The following is an 18345-nucleotide window of genomic DNA, read 5'->3' on the forward strand; positions in this document are numbered from 1 at the left end:
AGAGTGTCAACTTCGGGTTGACACTCTCCACCTGTCAACCTACGGTTGACACATGACGACGAACCCACCTGTCAAGGCATCCGTACGTCTCGACGACCTCATCGAGGCCATCAAGAAGGTCCACACCGACGCGCTCGACCAGCTCCAGGACGCGGTGATCGCGGCGGACCACCTCGGCGACGTGGCCGACCACCTGATCGGCCACTTCGTGGACCAGGCCCGGCGTTCGGGCGCGTCCTGGACGGACATCGGCAAGAGCATGGGGGTCACCCGGCAGGCGGCGCAGAAGCGCTTCGTCCCCAAGGCCGAGTCGGACCTCGACCCCAGCCAGGGCTTCGGCCGCTACACGCCCCGCGCCCGGAACGCGGTCATGGCCGCGCACAACGAGGCGAAGGCCGCGGGCAACGCGGAGGGACTCACCGAGCACCTCGTCCTCGGCCTCCTCTCCGAGCCCGAGGGGCTCGCCGCGAAGGCGATCACCGCGCAGGGCGTGCCCCTGGACGCCGTCCGCGAGGCCGCGACCGCGGCGCTCCCGCCGGCGGCCGAGGAGGTCCCGGAACTCATCCCGTACGGCCCCGCCGCCAAGAAGGCCCTGGAACTCACCTTCCGCGAGGCCCTGCGCCTCGGCCACAACTACATCGGCACCGAACACATCCTCCTGGCCCTCCTGGAGTACGAGAACGGCAACGGCGTCCTCAGTGGCCTCGGCATCGACAAGACAGCGGCGGAGACCTACCTCGCGCGCGTGCTGGAGGTCATCGCGGTGGGGGGACAGCAGCAGGACCAGCAGCAGGACCCCCAGAAGGACCAGCGAGAAGATCAGTAGGGTCGCGTCCGCGGCCGTTGTCAGACCCCCCTGCGAGACTCGGAACCATGAGCGACCGGTGGGCTCTCGGGCCGGCCGAGGACGGTGGTGCGGAGGTCGCCCCCCTCGGCTCCGACGGGCTGCCCGCGGGGCCGGTGCGCAGGGAGGCGGACCTGGTCGAGGCCGTGCGGGGGCGACCCGACGTGGTCCGGTGGGTCTGGCGGTCCACGGCCGAGGTCTATCCGCGTCTGCTCGCCGCCGGGGTGCGAGTGGAGCGGTGTTACGACATCGAGGCCGCCGAGACACTGCTGCTCGGCCACGAGGGCCGGCTCGGCGAACCCCGGTCGGCGGCCGCCGCGCTGGCGAGGCTGCGCGGCGGCCCCGTACCGCCGGATCCCCCGCAGCGCTCCGCCGAGCCCGGCTCGCAGTCGTCCCTCTTCGAGCCGCGCCCGGTCCACGTACCCCTGGAAGACCTCCTGGCGGTGTACGCCGATCAGCGCCGCCGGCACGACACGACCGCGCACCCGGAGCGCATGCACCTGCTGACCACGGCCGAGTCCGCGGGCATGCTGGTGGCGGCCGAGATGAACCGCACCGGGCTGCCGTGGCGCGCGGACGTCCACCGCGAGGTTCTGCACGAGCTGCTCGGCGAGCGGTACGCGGGCGGCGGCGAGCCCAGACGCCTCGCCGAGCTCACGGACGAGGTGTCGGCCGCCTTCGGCAGACGCGTCCGCCCCGACCTGCCCGCCGACGTCGTCAAGGCCTTCGCACAGGCCGGAATCAAGATCAAGTCCACCCGGCGGTGGGAGATCGAGACCATCGAGCACCCTGCCGTGAAACCGCTGCTGGAATACAAGAAGCTGTACCGGATCTGGGTGGCGCACGGCTGGTCCTGGCTCCAGGACTGGGTGCGCGACGGACGCTTCCGGCCCGAGTACCTGCCCGGCGGGACCGTCACCGGCCGCTGGGTGACCAACGGCGGCGGCGCCCTGCAGATCCCCAAGGTGATCCGGCGTGCCGTCGTCGCCGACCCGGGCTGGCGGCTCGTGGTGGCCGACGCCGACCAGATGGAACCGCGGGTGCTGGCCGCGATCTCGCGCGACCCCGGCCTGATGGAGGTCGCGGGCCGGGAGAGCGACCTGTACCAGTCGGTGTCGGACCGGGCGTTCGCCGGCGACCGGGCACAGGCCAAACTCGCCGTGCTCGGCGCGGTGTACGGGCAGACGTCCGGCGACGGCCTGAAGAACCTGGCCGCGCTGAGAAGACGCTTCCCCCGCGCCGTCGCCTACGTGGACGACGCGGCGCGGGCCGGCGAGGAGGGCCGACTCGTACGGACGTGGCTGGGGCGGACGAGCCCCCCGGCGGCCGGTGCGTCGGACGCCTCCTCGGAGGAGGCGGGCATCCCGCAGGACGAACCCGCCGAGCCCCTCGGAGACCAGGGCTGGGTGCCGGGCTACGCCTCCTCCAACTCCCGTGCCCGAGGCCGCTTCGCACGCAACTTCGTCGTCCAGGGCAGCGCCGCCGACTGGGCGCTGCTGCTGCTCGCCGCCCTCCGGCGCACCTGCGCGGACCTCGCCGCAGAGCTGGTCTTCTTCCAGCACGACGAGGTGATCGTGCACTGTCCGGCCGACGAGGCGGACGCGGTCGTGGCCGCGATCCGGGAGGCGGCGGAGCTGGCGGGACGGCTGACGTTCGGCGAGAGCCCGGTCCACTTCCCGTTCACGACGGCGGTGGTGGAGTGCTACGCGGACGCGAAGTGACCCGGACGACGGCCCGCGTCTCACGCCCCCAGGTGACCGGCTCCTCCAGCCGGCCTCCTCCAGGCGGCCTACTCCTCCTCCAGGAGTTCCCTCAGCGCTCCCACCACCGAGGTGTCCGTCCCGTCCAGCGCCGCGAGCGCCGACTTCCACAGCTCGTGCGCCCCTCCGGCATCCCCCTGCGCATGCAGCAGCAGCCCCAGCTGATGCCGGGCGAGCCCGCCGGTGTACCGGTCGGCGCGCTGATCGGCGCGGGAGAGCAGCAGGTCGCACTCGCGCGTGGCCCGTTCGGCATGCCCCACCCCGCGCAGCGCGCGCACCAGCCCGAGCCGCGTCTGCGACTCCCCGTGCCAGTCTCCGTGACCGCCGAGGATGCGCAGGCTCTCCTCGAAGTGCGGTACGGCGGCGGCCGGTTCGCCGAGCGTCAGGTGGGCGTAGCCGATGTTGCAGTGCGCGGAGTGCCGGATGATCACGTCGTCCATCGCGTCGCCGATCGCCAGGCTGCGCTTGTGGTGGTCGATGGCGGCCCGGGGGTCCGTGTGCTCGTACAGATTGCCGAGGTGGCTGTAGGTGATGGCCTCGGTGTGCGGGTCGCCCAGCTCCCGGGAGAGTTCGAGGCTCTGCAGCAGCGCCTCGCTGGACTCGGCATGGCGGCCCAGCCCCTCCAGGAGCATGCCGCGGTTGTTCAGACCGCGCCGGATCCACGACAGCACCCCGAGCCGCCGCCAGATCGCCAGCGCCTCGTCGTTCAGCGTGAGCGCCTCGCTCGCGCGGCCCGTCATGAAGTGCAGCCCCGCGAGGTCCCCGAGCGCGTACGCCTGCGCGGCCTCGTCCCCGAGCCGCCGCGCCGCGCCCAGCGCGGCCCGCAGGAGCACCTCCGACTCCGGGACGCGCCCGCTGCGCTGGAGATAGGGGTTGAGCAGCCGCACCAGCACGGGAACGTACGCGGAGGTGTCCGCGTACCGCTCCACCAGCGCCACCACGTTCTCCAGTTCCAGGTCACCCCAGGTGAAGGCATCCCTGGCGGTGCAGAACGGCGGCGTGGCCGCGGCGTCCACCGTGTGCGCGCCCGGTTGCGCGGCGGTCGGCCGGCTGCGGTCCTCGCGGTCGAGGCCCGGCTCGACGATCGCTTCGAGGGAGCGGGCGGCGACACCGGCGTACCAGCGCAACGCCCGCTCGGACACGTGGATGCCCGCGCCCCCGTCCCCGGGCTCCCCGTCCGTCTCGCCCGCGATCTCCCGGGCGAAGTCGCGGACGAGGTCGTGGGGCGCGTAGCGGCCGTACGCCGTCTCCTCCAGGAGCGCGACGTCGACGAGGCGGTCGAGGGCGGCCTCGGCACGGAACTCGGCGACGCCGGAGAGCCGGGCGAGCAGGGGCGCCCCGTACACGGGGAGGTCGAGCGCGCCGATGCCGCGCAGCACGAGCGCCGCGTCCTGGTCGGCCTCACGCTCCGAGGCACGCAGCGCGTCGAGCGCGACGGCCAGCGATCTGCGGACACTCAGGTCGTCGTACTCCAGATGATGCAACCTCCCTTCGGTGGCGGTCAGTTGACTGGCGAGGACGTCCGGCGTGAGCGCGCGGCGCGCGGCGAGGCGGGCCGCGACCACACGCAGGGCGAGCGGGAGCCGACCGGTGAGCTCGACGAGGGGGTGCGCACTGTCGAGGCCGTCCACCCGCCCGGACACCGCGCGCAGCAGCGCCGCGCTGTCCTCCACCGAGAGCGGCGCGAGCGGGAAGCGCCGCGCGCCGTCCAGCGCGGTGAGCGGTGAACGGCTCGTCACGATCACCGCGCACCCTGCGCCCGCGGGCAGCAGCGGCCGTACCTGAGCGGCGTGCGCGGCGTCGTCGAGCACCATCAGGGTGCGCGTCGGAGCCAGCATCGAGCGGAGCAACGCGGCGGCCGCGTCCGGGTGTTCGGGGATCCGGCGCGGCTCGGCACCGAGGTCACGCAACAGCGCGGCGAGCGCCTGGCCGGGGGTGAGGGGCGTCATTCCGGGCGTGGCGCCGTGCAGGTTGACGTACAGCTGGCCGTCGGGGAAACGTTCCCGCAGGCCGTGTGCCACATGCAGCGCCAGGGCGCTCTTGCCGACTCCGGCCATCCCGCTGATGACGGCGACGGCCGGAGCGGCGGGGCTGGGGCGCCGGGCCGTGTCGAGGGCCACGTTCAGTTCCCGGCGTACGTCGGCGCGGCCGGTGAAGTGCCCGGGCGGAGGCGGGAGCTGGGCGGGCCGGGGCGGGGCCGGTACCGCCGGGGCGGCCTGCTCCGCACGGTCTGCGCCCGCGCCCTCGTTCCCGTCCCGGTCGGGTGCGGACGCATCGCTCTCCCCCGCCCGCTCACGCAGGATCTCCAGATGCGCCGCGCGCACCGCGGGCCCGGGCTCGACACCGAGTTCCTCCACCAGGCGAGCCCGTAGGTCGCGGTGGACGGCCAGGGCCTCGGCCTGACGTCCGGTGCGGTGCAGTACGAGCATCAGCAGCCGGTGGAAGGCCTCACGCAGGGGGTGCTCGGCGACCAGTGCGGACAACTCGGGTGCGAGGGCGGCGAGTCGGGTGACGCCGGGGGCGTTGGAGGTGTTGGAGGTGTTGGAGGTGTTGGAGGTGTTGGGAGCACCGGTGGCTTCCGTTGCTTTTGCGTCGGCGGAGACTCCGCTGGCCCCGGCGTCACCGCGGTCCCCGGTGTCACCGAAAACCCAGCCGACCCCGGTACCACCGGCGCCCCCGGCGTGCGCGGTGTCACCGGCGGCGCCCTCACCCGCAAAGGTCCCCCCGGCCCCCGGCCCCGCAAGCCGCAACTCGGCCTCGTACCGGCACTCAAGGACGAGCAGCCGCGCCTCCTCCAGGCGCTGGACGAGCGCGTGTCCGCCGAGTTCGGGCGGGACCCCGCCGAGCGGTGTGCCGCGCCACAGCACAAGCGCCGCCAGCGCCTCACGCAGCGCCCGCTCCCAGTCGCGCCCGGCGTGCGCGGCGCGCGCCGCCGTGACGTGGGACTCGAAGACGCGCACGTCCAACTCGCCCTCGCCGACCCGCAGGAGATACCCGGGCGGCATGGCCCGCAGCCGCTCCGGATCGTCGAGGAGCCGCCGCAGCCGGGTGACGTGGTTCTGCAACGAGGCCTGCGCTGACGCGGGCGGCGCCCCGCCCCACAGCGCGTCCTTGAGCGCGTCCACCGAGACGACCCGGCCCGGCTCCAGGAGCAGCGCGACCAGCAGGGCGCGCATCTTGCCGCCGCCGATCGAGCGGACCTCGCCGTCGGCGTCGTACAACACCGGAGGCCCCAGCAGCCCGAACCGCAGCCCGTACCGCATAGCCCGCCCCACTGCCTTTCCGTGCGACCGGCCCGACCGGTTCAGACCGGTACCGACCACACCCATGGCGACTTCGCGCCTTCTTGCGACGACTTCACGCCGACCGACTTCCGGTTTCCGGGTTTCCGGATGGAAACCCGTTGGCGACATGTTAGCGATCCGTTGGCGCGGGCTGATGGGATCACTGCATCGGATCTGGCCCGACGGTGCGCGCGTACGACGCGTAACTCGGGGGAGTGTCGCCGCCGTGGCCGGATCCGGGGACAGAGAGGGCCCCGGTCGTCGGAGGTGAGCGACCGGGGCCCTCGTCCGCTCCCGGCCGTCCTGCCGCTCGCCGTCAGATGACGGGCGGGCGTCCCAGCCGCGTGAGCCGCCACACCGTCCGCCACCGCATCGGCCGCCGCTCGCCGCCCGACTGCCGCAGGCCCTCCGCGAAGCCGCCGAACCAGGCCCGCAGTCCGCCGAGCGACCGCGTCCGTGCGAGCGTCAGCAGCATCCAGATCCCCAGGTGCACGGGGATGAGCGGGAGGGGCAGCCTGCGACGGGTGAGCCAGACCCGGTTGCGGGCGGTGACCCGGTAGTAGATGGCGTGCCGGGCGGGCGAGGTCTTGGGGTGCTGGAGCAGCAGTTCGGGCTCGTAGAGCACGGTCCACCCGTCGTCGATGGCCCGCCAGGCCATGTCCGTCTCCTCGTGTGCGAAGAAGAACTCGGCGGGCCAGTCCCCGATCCGGGCGAGCATGGGCATGGACAGCGCGTGTCCGCCGCCGAGGAACCCGGTGACCGGACCGCCCCGCATCGGGTCCTTGGCCCCGACCCGGGGCACATGCCGGCGCTGGGTCTCCCCGTGCTCGTCGGCGATGCGGAAGCCGACGATGCCCAGGCGCGGATCGGCGGTGTACAGGTCCCGCACCTTGCGCAGCACATCCGCGTCGACCAGCAGCCCGTCGTCGTCCAGCTCGACGACGACGTCCACGTCGGCGAACTCCCTGAGCCGGGCGAGGCCCACGTTGCGCCCGCCCGGGCAGCCGCGGTTCTCGTCGACCTCGATGCCGGTCACCTCACCGGGCAGTCCCAGCCGCTCGGCGAACTCGGGCAGTGGACAGCCGTTTCCCACGATCACGATCCGCGTGGGCGCGACGTCCTGCTTGGCCACCGAGGTGAGCAGCGCGTCGACCTCGTCGGGCCGGTTCCCCATGGTCACGACGGCAACGGCGATCCGAGGACCCTCCGACACGACACCACTCCATCCCAGGCCGACAACTCTGCCCGCGATGCTAGCCGTTCACCCGGAGTCTCCCTCGCGTACGCCGCGCTTCCCCGTGCTCTCCGCGTTTACTCACGTCGTACGAAGCTCTGTGCGCCGTACGAACTTCAGTCCCGACCAGTCCTCCCCCAGCGCGGCCACCTTCACGTCGACCACCCCGAGCGGCAGGAAGATCTCACGCAGGGCGTTCTCGAAACCTACTCGGCGCGGGGGCCACGGCATGGGTACGCGCCCGGAGCAGCGTCGACTCTCACCGACTCCTGCCGGTTCTTACCGTCTCTTCTCGACTCTTACCGGACACACACCCGCGCGACCCTCAAGCGGCGTAGGCGCCCCGCACCTCGAAGCGCTCGGCGGACGGCGGGGCGGCCAGCCAGTCCTTCAGGCCCGCCTGGAACTCACGGAACTCCTGGATCGCGGAGAGCGGATTCTCGGTCCCGTCCGCGATCTCCAGTTCCGCGAGGTAGGTGACTCCGTCGGGGAGCCGGTACGAGGCGTAGCGCACGCCCTCGGGCCGCGCGGCCTCGATCGCGGCGAACATCTTCCGCAGCGCCGCTTCGAGCGCGTCGACGCACTCGGGCCTCACCGTGGCACGCACCATCAGAACAGCCATGTCGTGATCTCCTTCTCGTCCCTGTCACACCTGTCACACCGCTACCGGGCCACGCGGGTGGCGCCATCTCCCTGACGCGCCCGGAGGCGCAGATGTGACAGGGACGCAGAAGAAAATCCCCGGGCGGTCAGGCGTTGGGGTCGAACGAGATGCCCGCCGGCATGGCCTTCGTGAGGTGGGCGGCGAAGTTGGCGTCCTTGAGTCCGAAGTTGGCGCTGCCGAAGTCGTAGGCGCTCAGCTTGTCGCGCAGACCCGCCGGGTAGCCGTTCCAGCCGACCAGGGCCGGGTACTGCCAGGTGTGGTAGCCGTTCTCCGGCGGCTCGTCGCCCGAGTTCGCGAGCCGGAAGTCGTGGGTGCTCAGACCGTCCTTGTGGTAGACGATCTTGGGGTGCGTGCCGTCCCACAGGACCTGGTCGGCGCTGTAGACGTTGAAGTCGCCGTGCGCGGACGTGGAGACGTACTTGGCCTGGTTGTTCTGCACCCAGACCGCCACGTGCTCCCAGTCGTGGCGGTGCCCGCCGATCGTGGCCTGGTCCTTCTCGAAGTAGAGGCCGTAGAGGATCACGCACCAGCCGTTGTTGCACTTCTCGCGCGAGTAGCCGTTGGTGTTGTCGAGGTCCGAGGTGTCGTGGCACTCGCCGCTGGGTGAACCCGAGGGCTTGAGGCCGCCGTTGATGGTCCCGTCGGGGCCGATGGCGGGCGTGGGGTAGCAGCCGTCCGTGTCGTAGTCGTACGCCGGCTGCCAGGTCTTCTCCAGGTCGTCCGCGTTGGCGGGCAGGGCCTTGGGCGGGGCGGCGAGCGCGCTGCTGGGGAAGGCGACGACCAGCGCGACGGCGCTGCCGAGGATGAAAGAGGCCCTGCGTACGCGCGAGGTCTTCTGCACTGCGTCCTCCTGAGGGACCGCGAGGGGGGTGGGGCAAGCGGTTTCATTGGCATGCCCGGATCACCCTCACCCGACTCGTTGAGCGCTCAAGTGGTGCGGGATGTCCCGAGGGTGAAGGATCAACCAACAAAGGGGACGGGGGAGTTGACGTCGATCTCGACCGACACCTCGGCCGAGACCCCTAGGCGGACACCCTGGTCTGCCAGGCGGACGCCCTGGCCTGTCGGGCGGACACCCCCGCCGGTGCCCCGGACACCCCCGCCGGCGTCACTGACACCGCCGTCGGCACCACTGACATCCCGGTCGGCGCCGCTGACACCCCGCTCCGCGCCCCGGGCACCCCGGTCGGCACCCCGGACACCCCGGTCGGCGCCCTGAAAACCCCGGTCGGCGCCCCGGACACCCCGCTACGCGCCCCAAACACCCCGGTCGGTGCCCCGGATACCCCGGTCGGCACCCCGAAAACCCCGGTCGGCACCCCGGACACCCCGCTCCGCGCCCCAAACACCCCGGTCGGTGCCCCGGACACCCCGGTCGGCGTCCCGGACACCCGGGGGTTCGGCCGCCGGTCCCTGGGGACGGCGCTCGCCGTCGCGGCTCTCGTCGCGCTGCTGCGAACCACACCGGGGCGGGCCGGTTCTCCGGCCCGCCCCGAGTCCCCGCCCTCCCCTTCACCCGCTCAACCGCGCGGCCAGGGACGCCCGTCGAGACGCTCGATGTCGCGGTTGAAACGGCTGAGATAGGCGGCGAACTCGGCCACGTCCTCGGGATCCCAGTCGGTCATGATCTTCTCCAGACCGTCCAGGTTCTCGGCGCGGTGGGCCTCCAGTCGGCGCCCGCCCTCCGCGGTGATGGCGAACTTCCGGGCGATGCCCCCCTCGGGGTCCGGCATGCGCTCGACGACCCCGGCCCGCAGCATCGCGGCGGTCTGCCGGTTGAGGGTGGAGGCGTCCAGGCCGAAGGCCTCTCTGAGCTCACCGATGGACATCGGGCCTTGCACCTGAATGCGGCTGAGCAGGACGTACGCGCTGCGGTCCAGCCGCTCCTCACTCACCCCGCGCCCCCGCGGGTTGAGCATGTGCATATGGCGCCCGAGCAGCATGGTCTCGAATTCCAGCAGGTCAAGTGGCTTGTCCACGCGAGGCATCCTTCGGCTCCCGGCTCGCTTCCCCTACAGGAAAGCTACCTCCCGCCAGGTATATCACCGCGATGTGTATGATGCATTAGGCGTGCATGATGCACATCGCATGCAGCATGCACCTCATGTGCGCCTTGCCCGCGACGCGGCGGGCCCGCAGACGCGGCAGGCCCGGATCCCCCGCGGGCCCGGATGCGCGGCACAGCGACAAGCCCGGAATGAGCAACAGGGAGTACCCGTGGACAGTTCCCAGCCCGCAGCCCGCTCCGGCGGTGTTGTCGGCATCCTCGCCTTCGGCGGCATCGTGGCCGCGATCACCCAGACACTGGTGGTGCCGCTGATCGGGGAACTCCCGACCCTCTTCGACACCACCGCCTCGAACGCCTCCTGGGTCGTCACCGCCACGCTGCTCGCGGCGGCCGTGATCACCCCCGTCTCCGGCCGCCTCGGTGACATGTACGGCAAGAAGCGCATGCTTCTGGCCTCCCTGGTCCCGCTGATCCTGGGCTCCGTGGTCTGCGCCCTGTCCTCCTCGATCGTCCCGATGATCGCCGGACGCGGTCTGCAGGGCCTCGGCATGGGCGTGGTGCCCCTCGGCATCAGCCTGCTGCGGGACGTCGTACCGGCGGAGAAGCTCGGCTCGTCCATCGCGTTGATGAGCGCGTCCATGGGTGTGGGCGGCGCGCTCGGCCTGCCGTTCTCCGCGGCGATCGCCGAGAACGCCAGCTGGCGCGTGCTGTTCTGGGTCGTCGCCGCACTGACCCTCGCGGTCGCCACGCTGATCTGGTTCTTCGTGCCCGCGGGCCGCGAGAACACCGCCTCGGGCAGCTTCGACCTGCTCGGCGCCATCGGCCTGGGCATCGCCCTGGTCTGCCTGCTCCTCGGCGTCTCCAAGGGCGCGGACTGGGGCTGGGGCAGCGTCACCACGCTCGGCCTGCTCGCCGCCGCGATCGTCCTGCTGCTGGCCTGGGGCTGGTGGGAGCTGCGCAGCTCCGAGCCGCTGGTCGACCTGCGGGTGACCGCACGTCCGCAGGTGCTGATGACGAACGCCGCCTCGATCCTGGTCGGCTTCGCGATGTACTCCCAGTCCCTCGTGATCCCCCAGCTGCTGCAGCTGCCCAAGGAGACCGGCTACGGCCTCGGCGAGTCGATGCTGGCCATGGGCCTGTGGATGGCGCCGGCCGGCCTCATGATGATGATCATTTCCCCGATCGGCGCCAAGCTGTCCGCCGCCAAGGGCCCCCGGATCACCCTGACCGTCGGCGCCCTGGTCATCGCCCTCGGCTACGGCATCTCCCTGCCGCTCATCGGAAACGGCTCCGCCGTGGGCCTGCTCGCCGTGACCATCGTCTGCAGCACGGGCGTCGGTTTCGCCTACGGTGCGATGCCCGCGCTCATCATGGGCGCGGTGCCCCAGTCGGAGACCGCCTCGGCCAACAGCTTCAACACGCTGATGCGCTCGATCGGCAGTTCCGTCTCGGCCGCCGTGATGGCCGTGGTCCTGGCCCAGATGACCACGAAGTTCGGCCCGGTCTCCCTGCCGTCCGAAAGCGGCTTCCGTGTCGCCATGCTGATCGGCTCCTGCGTCGGCATCGCCGCCGCGATCGTCGCCTTCCTCATCCCGGTCCGCCCCACGACCACCCGGCCGCAGGCCGAACCCGCCCAGGGCGCGGCCCCCGAGGCGGTCGAGGCCAAGGCCTGACCCTCACGGAACCAGAGAAACCGCAGGTCGGACTCCTGACCTGCGGTTTCTTGTTTCCCCAGGTCAGGGCCTCGGGACGGCTCCGCGCGGCCCTGGGACGTCAGACTCCCCGGGCCACCCGCGGCATGTCCGGCTCCAGCGACGCCGCACCGGTACGAGCCCGGTGGAGCAGTCCCAGGGCTCCGGCCGTGAGGGTCCACAGGAGAAGGGGCAGTGCCGCCACCCGTTCCATGCCTCCTATGCCGAATCCGGGATAGCGGTGGGACAGGAACAGGCACAGAGCGGTGAGCGCGAGGGCTCCCAGCAGGCCGGCCGACCACCGGAGTCCGGCCGCGACCTCACGCGACAGGCCCGCACCCGCCAGCAGGAGGCCGAGGTTGCCGGTGCCCATGACGAGCAGGGCCCCCAGGACGTGTCGGCTCTCGTAGACGTCGGCAGGAGCGAGCCCCACCATGACGAAGCCGATGCCGGCCCCCACGAGGAGCGTCCGGGCCACCGTCGCGGTCCGGTTTCCGCGCCAGAGGAAACCACCGAAGGCGGCGCCGACACCGAGGAGTGTTCCCAGCAGAACGAACGAGAGGTTCATGACATCGTGCGCCGGCGAGCAGACGTACCGTGGCTCGGGTTGCGCCTGCACGGTGCAGTACACATTGCCGAGGTCGCTGATGTTGTTCCGTGCCCAGCTGTACGGTCTCGGCCAGGCGGTCTCGACGATGGCGTGCGTCCAGAAGAACTGCAGGGTGCCCGCGATCCATGCGATGCAGCCGATCCGCTCCTTCAACTACCGCTCCTCTTCCCTTCGGTGTTCGGCTCATTGCCCCCAGGAAAAGTCCCGGCCCGGCCACCGCGGGGGATCGGTTCATGGCCGGGCGGGGACGACTCACCCCGTCCCGGGGTCCTCCGCTGTCGGACCACCGGTTCGGGCGTCCTCACGCGCGCCGTCGGGCGACGGGTGCGGGCGGTTCCGGCGACGCGTCGTCGACCGGGCCACCAGCACTCCCACCGCGATGAACGCGGAGACCGCGGGACCCACGGCGACAGCCGCGTATCCGTTCGCCGAGACACTTCCGCCGAAGTATCCGATCCCGACGACACACAGGACGAACACGGCTTCCGCCGTGCGCATGGCGGCTGCGTAGCGCCACATGGCGAAGCGGGTGAGGCCCGCCACCAGGCCTCCGAACAGCCGCCCACCGGGGACGAAACGGACAGCGATCAGGGCTGCGACGCCGTGCCGCCGTACATGACCCGCCGTCCGCTGGACGGACGTGTGCCGGCGGCGGTGCCGGAAGACCCTGCTCATCAGCCTCGGGCTGCCACGACGCCCGACGGCGTAGACGAGCAGGTCGCCGGCGAAGGCGCCCACGAGCGGAACTGCCATGACCAGTACGAGATTCAGACGGCCCGTCGCGGCGAAGGCCCCTGCCGTGGCCAGTGGGGCGGAGTTGGGGACCAGCGGCAGCACGGTGATGACGCCCAGCAGGGGATAGATCCACAGCGAGTCGCCCATGTGGTCACGCCGCTGCGCGACGTGCCGCGCTCGACAGGAAGACGGTGGCGAGCATCACGCCCACACTGACGATGAGGAACGCCGGTGACATGCCGGCCGGGGTGCCGTCGTCGGCCCGGATCGCGCCCATGAAGTCGACCGGTGCGATCCCGTTGACCGTGCCGTACCACAGGGGCAGATAGGCGAACTGGAACAGGCGGTGGGTCCGGCTGAGCGTGCCGAGGACGAGCGCGAAGGACGAGATGAACAGCGCCCCGAGGAACCAGTGGACCAGGCCCTGGGTGTCGGATCCGGTGACCATGCGCACCGCGGGACCGATGCCCGCGACCACCGTGAGCAGGAAGCCGGCTCCCCATTCCGCGGCCATCCGGCTGCGCGCCGCGGGATAGGCGCCGAGGATGGCTTCGACTCCGTACTCATGGCGCTGGGTACCCAGACGGGACCAGATGAGAACCGGCCAGATCCAGGCCAGTGGAAGCAGGAAGCGCGTGACGCCGGTCGCGGGCGTGACCATCTGGGCGACGAGCGTGAGGAGGAGGACACCGGCCCACCACCACAAGGGGGTGCCCTGGAGGAGGATACGGATCTCTCCGACCAGGAGACGCAGTCCCGGATTTCCGTACTTCACGGAAGCGCGGGGCAGATTCGTGAACCCGGCGGAACGCCCCACCGTCTGGTCGTCCCGCATGACCACGGCGGGTGTCCCGGATCCGTCCGGCGTGGTGGCGGTGTCCGTTCCCGGGGCCACGAGGCCCGCGGACCGGGCCGGGTCGAACCGGGGGAACCACAGGGCGGGAAGCAGCGCGAGCGCCACGGCGATCGCGAGGAGCGCGTACCGGCTGAGCAGAAACGCGGGGCTCGGGTCGAAGCCGTGCCACACGAAGGTTTTCAGGGGCTTGTGCACCAACGTCAGCCCCAGGCTGAACTCGCCCACGTTGTCGGGGTCGATGCCCTGCGCCTTCATGCCCGCACCCAGCGACTGGACGACGCTGTGGACACCGATGCCGCCGAGCGGGGCGTTGGGGGACTGGCCGCCGATCGCGATGAACGCCCAGATGAAGAACCACAGGACGTTGCCGAGCCCCGCCCTCAGCAGCGGGATGGCCTCGCAGAGCAGAGCCGCGGCCGCGGTGAACGCCATCAGCGGCAGCGCGATCACCACGAAGGGACTCAGCAGTTCCACGGGGTTGACCGTCATGGTCTCCCCGCGCGCCAGCTGCATGACCACCGCGGTGATCACGAGGACGCCCAGCATGGAGGCCAGCACCAGCACACTGCTGAGGAACTTGGCGAGCAGATACGCCCAGGTCCGCAGCGGCGTCGCCGCCAGGAGCCTGCCCACACCGGTGGCCTCGTCGCGCGAGATCGCGTTGCGCACGACGTAGAACCCGCCGAGCGAGAGCCAGACCGTGCCCGCGAGAGCGACGACCATGCCGATGTACGCGCTGTTGTAGGTGCCGCGGTAGGCACCCACCTGCATGACCACCCAGCCGGATTCCTTGGCCGGCGTGGCGAGATAGCCCAGCCCGACCGCGGCGATCAGGATGACGGCGTACGCCGGCCGGCGCACCCGGTCCCAGAAGTCGCCGATCGCAAGCCTGACGAGTACTTCCAGCATCACTGCCATCCCGTGGGCTCGGCGGGAGCGGCCAGCGGCGCGGACGGCTGCGCGGCCTGGTTCACGATGGCCAGGTAGGCGTCCTCGAGATCGGGGTCGACCCGCTCGGCGGTGGCGTACGGCGGTACGTGGGTCAGCAGACGTACCCGGACGCCGCTCGAGGTGCGGATCATCCTGCTGACGATCTGCCGCTTCTGGATGACGGGGACGTCCGCGGGGTCGACGAGGACCTCCCACACCCGCCCCTCGACCGCTGCGAGGAGGTCCTCCGGGGATCCTCGGCGCTGCAGCCGTCCGTTCGCGACCACCGCGATGTCCGAGGCCACCGACTCGACGTCGGAAACGATGTGGGTGGACAGCATGACGACCCGCTCCGCGGCAAGATCGCTCAACAGGTTCCGGAAACGGACCCGTTCCTCGGGGTCGAGACCGGCGGTGGGCTCGTCCACGATGATCACCTTCGGATCGGCGAGCAGCGCCTGGGCGATGCCCACGCGCCGCATCATGCCGCCGGAGTACTTGCCGAGGGGGCGCTTGACCGCCTCGGTGAGGTTGACCAGTTCCAGCAGCTCGTCGATGCGGGCGCGGGACGAGCGGGCCGAAAGGCCCTTGGCGGCCGCGAGGTAGGAGAGGAACTCCCGCGAGGTGAGGTTCGGGTACACGCCGAAGTCCTGCGGGAGGTAGCCGAGGGTGCGGCGCAGCACGTCGGGCTTGGCCACCACATCGGTGCCGTCGAAGAGAACCTGGCCGCTGGTCGGCCGGGTCACGGTCGAGGCGATCCGCATGAGCGACGACTTGCCGGCTCCGTTCGGGCCCAGCAGCCCGAGCATTCCGGTCTCCAGCCGCATGGTCATCCCGTCCACGGCCCGCTTGCCGCCCCGGTAGGTCTTGGTGATGTCAATGAGTTCCAGCATGATGTCTCCCCCTACGCCCCGAAGTCCCTGACACCGGCCGGCGGCGCCGAGACAGCCGCCCGCGCGCCTTTCAACTTCGTGGCGCGACCGTTGCGCAGCACCTTCACGGACTTCGGTACCTCGACCCGGAAGCGCACATCGCAGTTGGCGAACCGTGCGCAGCCCGCCTGGAGGTCCAGGGTGCCGTCCGTGAGCTTCCAGCTGGAGTGCGGCTTGGCCCCGGGCTGAACGTCGAACCACCGAGTGACCCTCACGTCCCCGCGGTCGCTCACGACGAGGTCGGTGGGAATGCCATGAGAGCGCACGTCGAGCGTCTTCCCGTCGAACGAGAAGGTCTTCTTCTCGGGTGTCGCATCGTCGGCATTGGCGCAGCCCGTGACAACGGCCACCGATATCAGGGCAATGGCTGCCAGGACGCTCCTTGATAAACCACGAGAGAACACGCGAACCTCCGGATAGCTCAGTAGACCTCTCAAGCATGGTTTTTCTGAGCCCGGCAGACATCTGCCGTTCGGCAGATATTCGGTGACCAGGACCGCGCGGGGGCCGTGACCGACCGGGTGGTTCAGCGGCCCGCCACGGTACCGGCGGGCAGCGGCAGGATTCCCGTGACCTGCCAGCCGTCGCCGAAGGAGCCGGCCGCGAGTGTCCCGCCGAGGACCCGGAAGCGCTCGTCCAGCCCGACCAGCCCCGTGCCACCGCCCTCGCGGTGGGGGTGCAGCGGCTTGCCGCTCCCGCCGTCGTTCGTGACGGACACCCGCAGCCGGGCGTCGTCCGTATGCCCGACGGTCACCCTGACCAGGCGGGCCGAGGCGGCATGGCGCCGGACGTTGGTCAAGGATTCCAGCACCAGGCTGTACGCGGTCTCGTCGACTTCTCGCGGGAGCGTCCCGACGGGCTTCTCGGCGAGGTCCAGTTCGGTGGCGACCGAGCTGGATTCGGCGAACCTGCGGACCAGGTCGGGCACGTCCGCCAGGCCGTACACCCGGGTCGGCGGCTGAGCGGGTTCCTGTCCCGGTGCGCCCTCGTGCACCTCCTCCGCCTCGCGCAAGGTCTGCAGGGTGCGGTCCATCGAGTCCAGGGCGCGCAGACCTGCCTGCTCCACCCGGCTCAGCAGCGCCTGGTGCTGAGCCGGTTCGTAGGCCGACGCCTGCGCGGCCTGCACCTCCAGCACCATGCCCGTCACCTCGTGGGCGACGAAGTCGTGCAGGACTCTGGCCATGTGGAGGCGCTGCTCCCGGCGGGCCTGCAGCACCGCCCGTCGTCGGCGGTGGTCCGTGGCGCGCAGATAGCCGCCGATGCCGACGGCGCAGGCCGTCGGCACCAGCGTGACCAACACCATGATCACCGAACCGTTCGTTCCCGACTGCGGGTTGCGCAGGGTGAAGCGCAGCGGCAGCGCGATCGTCGTGAGGGCGGCCACGAGTCCGGCGGGGACGACGTACCGAGGCCCCGACCGCCGGATGAGACGCCCGGTGAGGACCAGCAGCCCGACCAGTTCGAAGGGCATCCACAGCAGGGTCAGGCCCTGCTTGCCGACGTACCCGACGTCCACGAGGAGGGAGACCGCCATGACGACCAGTGCGGCGGTGTTCTCGGTGACCCTTCCCCACGGCCATCGAAGCAGCGGCACCGACACCGCCACGACGGCCGACACGGCGGGGAGCAGCGCGCTGGGCGGACCGAGCAGGGCCGGCAGTCCCAGACACAGGACCGCCACCAGTAACGATGAGCTCCGCCAACGTCCCAGTGCCGCGCTGCTCGTTGCCATGACCATCAGCCTATGCAGGCACCTGGGCCGACGCGGTCTTCGTCGTCCGGCGCCGGGCCCAGCGACGCACCGCCGGCTGTTCGACGCACACGTTCATCACCCAGGCCAGCGCCAGGGAGACCGTGAGGGCACCGGCCAGGAAGGTGAGGCCTCCGACGGTCCCCCAGACCTTTCCCTTGGGCATGCCGCCGTCCATCCGAGCGAGGCGGTCAGCAGCGCCACGGGGACCGCGATCAGTGCGGCGTACCGGTAGAGGAAGGGCAGTTGCTGGGCGATCGTGTACACCGCCACCAGCAGGGCCGCGGCGGGCAGCGGGCGCAGGCCGATCCACCGGCCGGTGACGACGATGCGGGCCATCAACATGCCCAGCGCGCACTCCATCATGCGCGAGAGGGGGAAGAAGTACACGAACCAGTACCGGCTCTCCGAGGTGTTCCACAGCGGCGTGGGCGGGGTGTCCGGCAGGAAGACATTGGCGGCCACGGGAATCAGCGCGATGACCACGGCGATGCCGCCGACGACGTACCACAGCCGCTCCGGCTTGATCCGGCGTACCAACGGCAGCAACAGCGGGAACAAGGCGTAGAAACCGATGTCCACGGACAGCGACCAGGTCGCGCTGTTGCCGACGTCGGTGAATTCGGGCGAGGGGAACCAGGACTGGATGAGCAGCAGCTGAGTCAGCAGGGGGAACAGACGCGGCAGTTGGGTCAGTGCCGCGATCAGGATCACGGTGAAGACGAGGGCGACTACGTGGTTGGGAAAGACCCTGACGACGCGTCGGCGCCAGAAGGCGCGGGCGGTGTCGTTCTCACGCCATGTCCACGTGAGAACGAAACCTGACAGGACGAAGAAGAACGAGACCGCTGTCTGGCCCGAGGTTCCTACGCCCTCGAGATAGGCCAGGCCCAAGTCGTAGGACTTGAAGACGATTTCGAAGGAACCGTGGACGGTGAAGACCAGAACCATGCCGATGACGCGCAGGCTGGTCAGGGAATTGAGCTGCGGCGTCTTTCACCAAGCTCGGAGGATATGTCTCCGACGGCCATGATGCCTCTTCCGGGT

The 18345-nt window shown here is 71.0% G+C and carries 16 protein-coding genes; 3 read left to right on the forward strand and 13 right to left on the reverse strand.

What is annotated here, in order from left to right:
* The first annotated feature begins 52 nt into the window (after positions 1 to 52).
* Both ACZ69M_RS13440 and ACZ69M_RS13445 read left to right on the forward strand, forming a co-directional pair.
* On the forward strand, positions 53 to 826 hold the full coding sequence (locus ACZ69M_RS13440; protein WP_470049491.1) for a Clp protease N-terminal domain-containing protein: 774 nt from the start codon (positions 53 to 55) through the stop codon (positions 824 to 826).
* A 47-nt stretch (positions 827 to 873) separates the two neighbouring features.
* On the forward strand, positions 874 to 2565 hold the full coding sequence (locus ACZ69M_RS13445; protein WP_470049492.1) for a bifunctional 3'-5' exonuclease/DNA polymerase: 1692 nt from the start codon (positions 874 to 876) through the stop codon (positions 2563 to 2565).
* A 68-nt stretch (positions 2566 to 2633) separates the two neighbouring features.
* Here ACZ69M_RS13445 and ACZ69M_RS13450 read toward each other — a convergent pair whose 3' ends face one another.
* From ACZ69M_RS13450 to ACZ69M_RS13475, 6 genes are all read right to left on the reverse strand, one after another.
* Positions 2634 to 5867 carry an AfsR/SARP family transcriptional regulator gene (locus ACZ69M_RS13450; protein WP_470049493.1) on the reverse strand — a complete coding sequence of 1078 codons (3234 nt, stop codon included), beginning with the start codon at positions 5865 to 5867 and terminating at the stop codon, positions 2634 to 2636.
* Between the two features lie 337 nt (positions 5868 to 6204).
* Positions 6205 to 7062, reverse strand: a complete 858-nt coding sequence (locus ACZ69M_RS13455; RefSeq protein WP_470050155.1) for a glycosyltransferase family 2 protein — start codon at positions 7060 to 7062, stop codon at positions 6205 to 6207.
* A gap of 141 nt (positions 7063 to 7203) precedes the next feature.
* Positions 7204 to 7353: a hypothetical protein gene (locus tag ACZ69M_RS13460; protein ID WP_470049494.1), complete on the reverse strand. Its 150-nt coding sequence runs from the start codon at positions 7351 to 7353 to the stop codon at positions 7204 to 7206.
* 94 nt (positions 7354 to 7447) lie between these two features.
* A complete protein-coding gene (locus tag ACZ69M_RS13465) occupies positions 7448 to 7744 on the reverse strand; it encodes a hypothetical protein (RefSeq protein ID WP_470049496.1) in 297 nt (98 codons plus the stop codon).
* A 127-nt stretch (positions 7745 to 7871) separates the two neighbouring features.
* A complete protein-coding gene (locus ACZ69M_RS13470) occupies positions 7872 to 8627 on the reverse strand; it encodes an NPP1 family protein (protein ID WP_470049497.1) in 756 nt (251 codons plus the stop codon).
* 679 nt (positions 8628 to 9306) lie between these two features.
* Complete coding sequence (locus ACZ69M_RS13475; protein ID WP_470049498.1) at positions 9307 to 9765, reverse strand: MarR family winged helix-turn-helix transcriptional regulator; 459 nt, start codon at positions 9763 to 9765, stop codon at positions 9307 to 9309.
* A gap of 238 nt (positions 9766 to 10003) precedes the next feature.
* Between ACZ69M_RS13475 and ACZ69M_RS13480 the strand changes: the two genes are divergently transcribed.
* Positions 10004 to 11467, forward strand: a complete 1464-nt coding sequence (locus ACZ69M_RS13480) for an MFS transporter (RefSeq protein WP_470049499.1) — start codon at positions 10004 to 10006, stop codon at positions 11465 to 11467.
* 100 nt (positions 11468 to 11567) lie between these two features.
* Here ACZ69M_RS13480 and ACZ69M_RS13485 read toward each other — a convergent pair whose 3' ends face one another.
* The 7 genes from ACZ69M_RS13485 to ACZ69M_RS13515 form a co-directional block, all read right to left on the reverse strand.
* Complete coding sequence (locus ACZ69M_RS13485; protein WP_470049501.1) at positions 11568 to 12248, reverse strand: DUF998 domain-containing protein; 681 nt, start codon at positions 12246 to 12248, stop codon at positions 11568 to 11570.
* 99 nt (positions 12249 to 12347) lie between these two features.
* The gene (locus tag ACZ69M_RS13490; RefSeq protein ID WP_470049503.1) at positions 12348 to 12977 is read right to left on the reverse strand and encodes a DedA family protein; all 630 of its coding nucleotides are present in this window, start codon (positions 12975 to 12977) and stop codon (positions 12348 to 12350) included.
* Positions 12978 to 12981: 4 nt separating this feature from the next.
* Positions 12982 to 14595: an ABC transporter permease gene (locus ACZ69M_RS13495; protein WP_470049505.1), complete on the reverse strand. Its 1614-nt coding sequence runs from the start codon at positions 14593 to 14595 to the stop codon at positions 12982 to 12984.
* Positions 14595 to 15509, reverse strand: coding sequence for an ABC transporter ATP-binding protein (locus tag ACZ69M_RS13500; RefSeq protein WP_470049507.1), 915 nt, complete (start codon positions 15507 to 15509; stop codon positions 14595 to 14597). Before ACZ69M_RS13500 ends, ACZ69M_RS13495 begins: the two co-directional genes overlap by 1 nt.
* An 11-nt stretch (positions 15510 to 15520) precedes the next feature.
* The gene (locus ACZ69M_RS13505) at positions 15521 to 15898 is read right to left on the reverse strand and encodes a hypothetical protein (RefSeq protein ID WP_470049509.1); all 378 of its coding nucleotides are present in this window, start codon (positions 15896 to 15898) and stop codon (positions 15521 to 15523) included.
* 176 nt (positions 15899 to 16074) lie between these two features.
* A complete protein-coding gene (locus ACZ69M_RS13510; RefSeq protein WP_470049511.1) occupies positions 16075 to 17280 on the reverse strand; it encodes a sensor histidine kinase in 1206 nt (401 codons plus the stop codon).
* Between the two features lie 96 nt (positions 17281 to 17376).
* Positions 17377 to 18249 (reverse strand): acyltransferase family protein, encoded by an 873-nt coding sequence (locus ACZ69M_RS13515; protein WP_470049513.1) that lies wholly within the window; start codon positions 18247 to 18249, stop codon positions 17377 to 17379.
* Positions 18250 to 18345 lie beyond the last annotated feature (96 nt).

The organism is Streptomyces sp. NPDC107454 (assembly GCF_055582885.1).

Bases quoted from the DNA above. Each gene is read 5' to 3' on its own strand.
- ACZ69M_RS13440 (WP_470049491.1), top strand. From the start codon at position 53: ATGACGACGAACCCACCTGTCAAGGCATCCGTACGTCTCGACGACCTC.
- ACZ69M_RS13445 (WP_470049492.1), top strand. From the start codon at position 874: ATGAGCGACCGGTGGGCTCTCGGGCCGGCCGAGGACGGTGGTGCGGAG.
- ACZ69M_RS13450 (WP_470049493.1), bottom strand. From the start codon at position 5,867: ATGCGGTACGGGCTGCGGTTCGGGCTGCTGGGGCCTCCGGTGTTGTAC.
- ACZ69M_RS13455 (WP_470050155.1), bottom strand. From the start codon at position 7,062: ATGGGGAACCGGCCCGACGAGGTCGACGCGCTGCTCACCTCGGTGGCC.
- ACZ69M_RS13460 (WP_470049494.1), bottom strand. From the start codon at position 7,353: ATGCCGTGGCCCCCGCGCCGAGTAGGTTTCGAGAACGCCCTGCGTGAG.
- ACZ69M_RS13465 (WP_470049496.1), bottom strand. From the start codon at position 7,744: ATGGCTGTTCTGATGGTGCGTGCCACGGTGAGGCCCGAGTGCGTCGAC.
- ACZ69M_RS13490 (WP_470049503.1), bottom strand. From the start codon at position 12,977: ATGGGCGACTCGCTGTGGATCTATCCCCTGCTGGGCGTCATCACCGTG.
- ACZ69M_RS13495 (WP_470049505.1), bottom strand. From the start codon at position 14,595: ATGCTGGAAGTACTCGTCAGGCTTGCGATCGGCGACTTCTGGGACCGG.
- ACZ69M_RS13500 (WP_470049507.1), bottom strand. From the start codon at position 15,509: ATGCTGGAACTCATTGACATCACCAAGACCTACCGGGGCGGCAAGCGG.
- ACZ69M_RS13510 (WP_470049511.1), bottom strand. From the start codon at position 17,280: ATGGCAACGAGCAGCGCGGCACTGGGACGTTGGCGGAGCTCATCGTTA.
- ACZ69M_RS13515 (WP_470049513.1), bottom strand. From the start codon at position 18,249: ATGGTTCTGGTCTTCACCGTCCACGGTTCCTTCGAAATCGTCTTCAAG.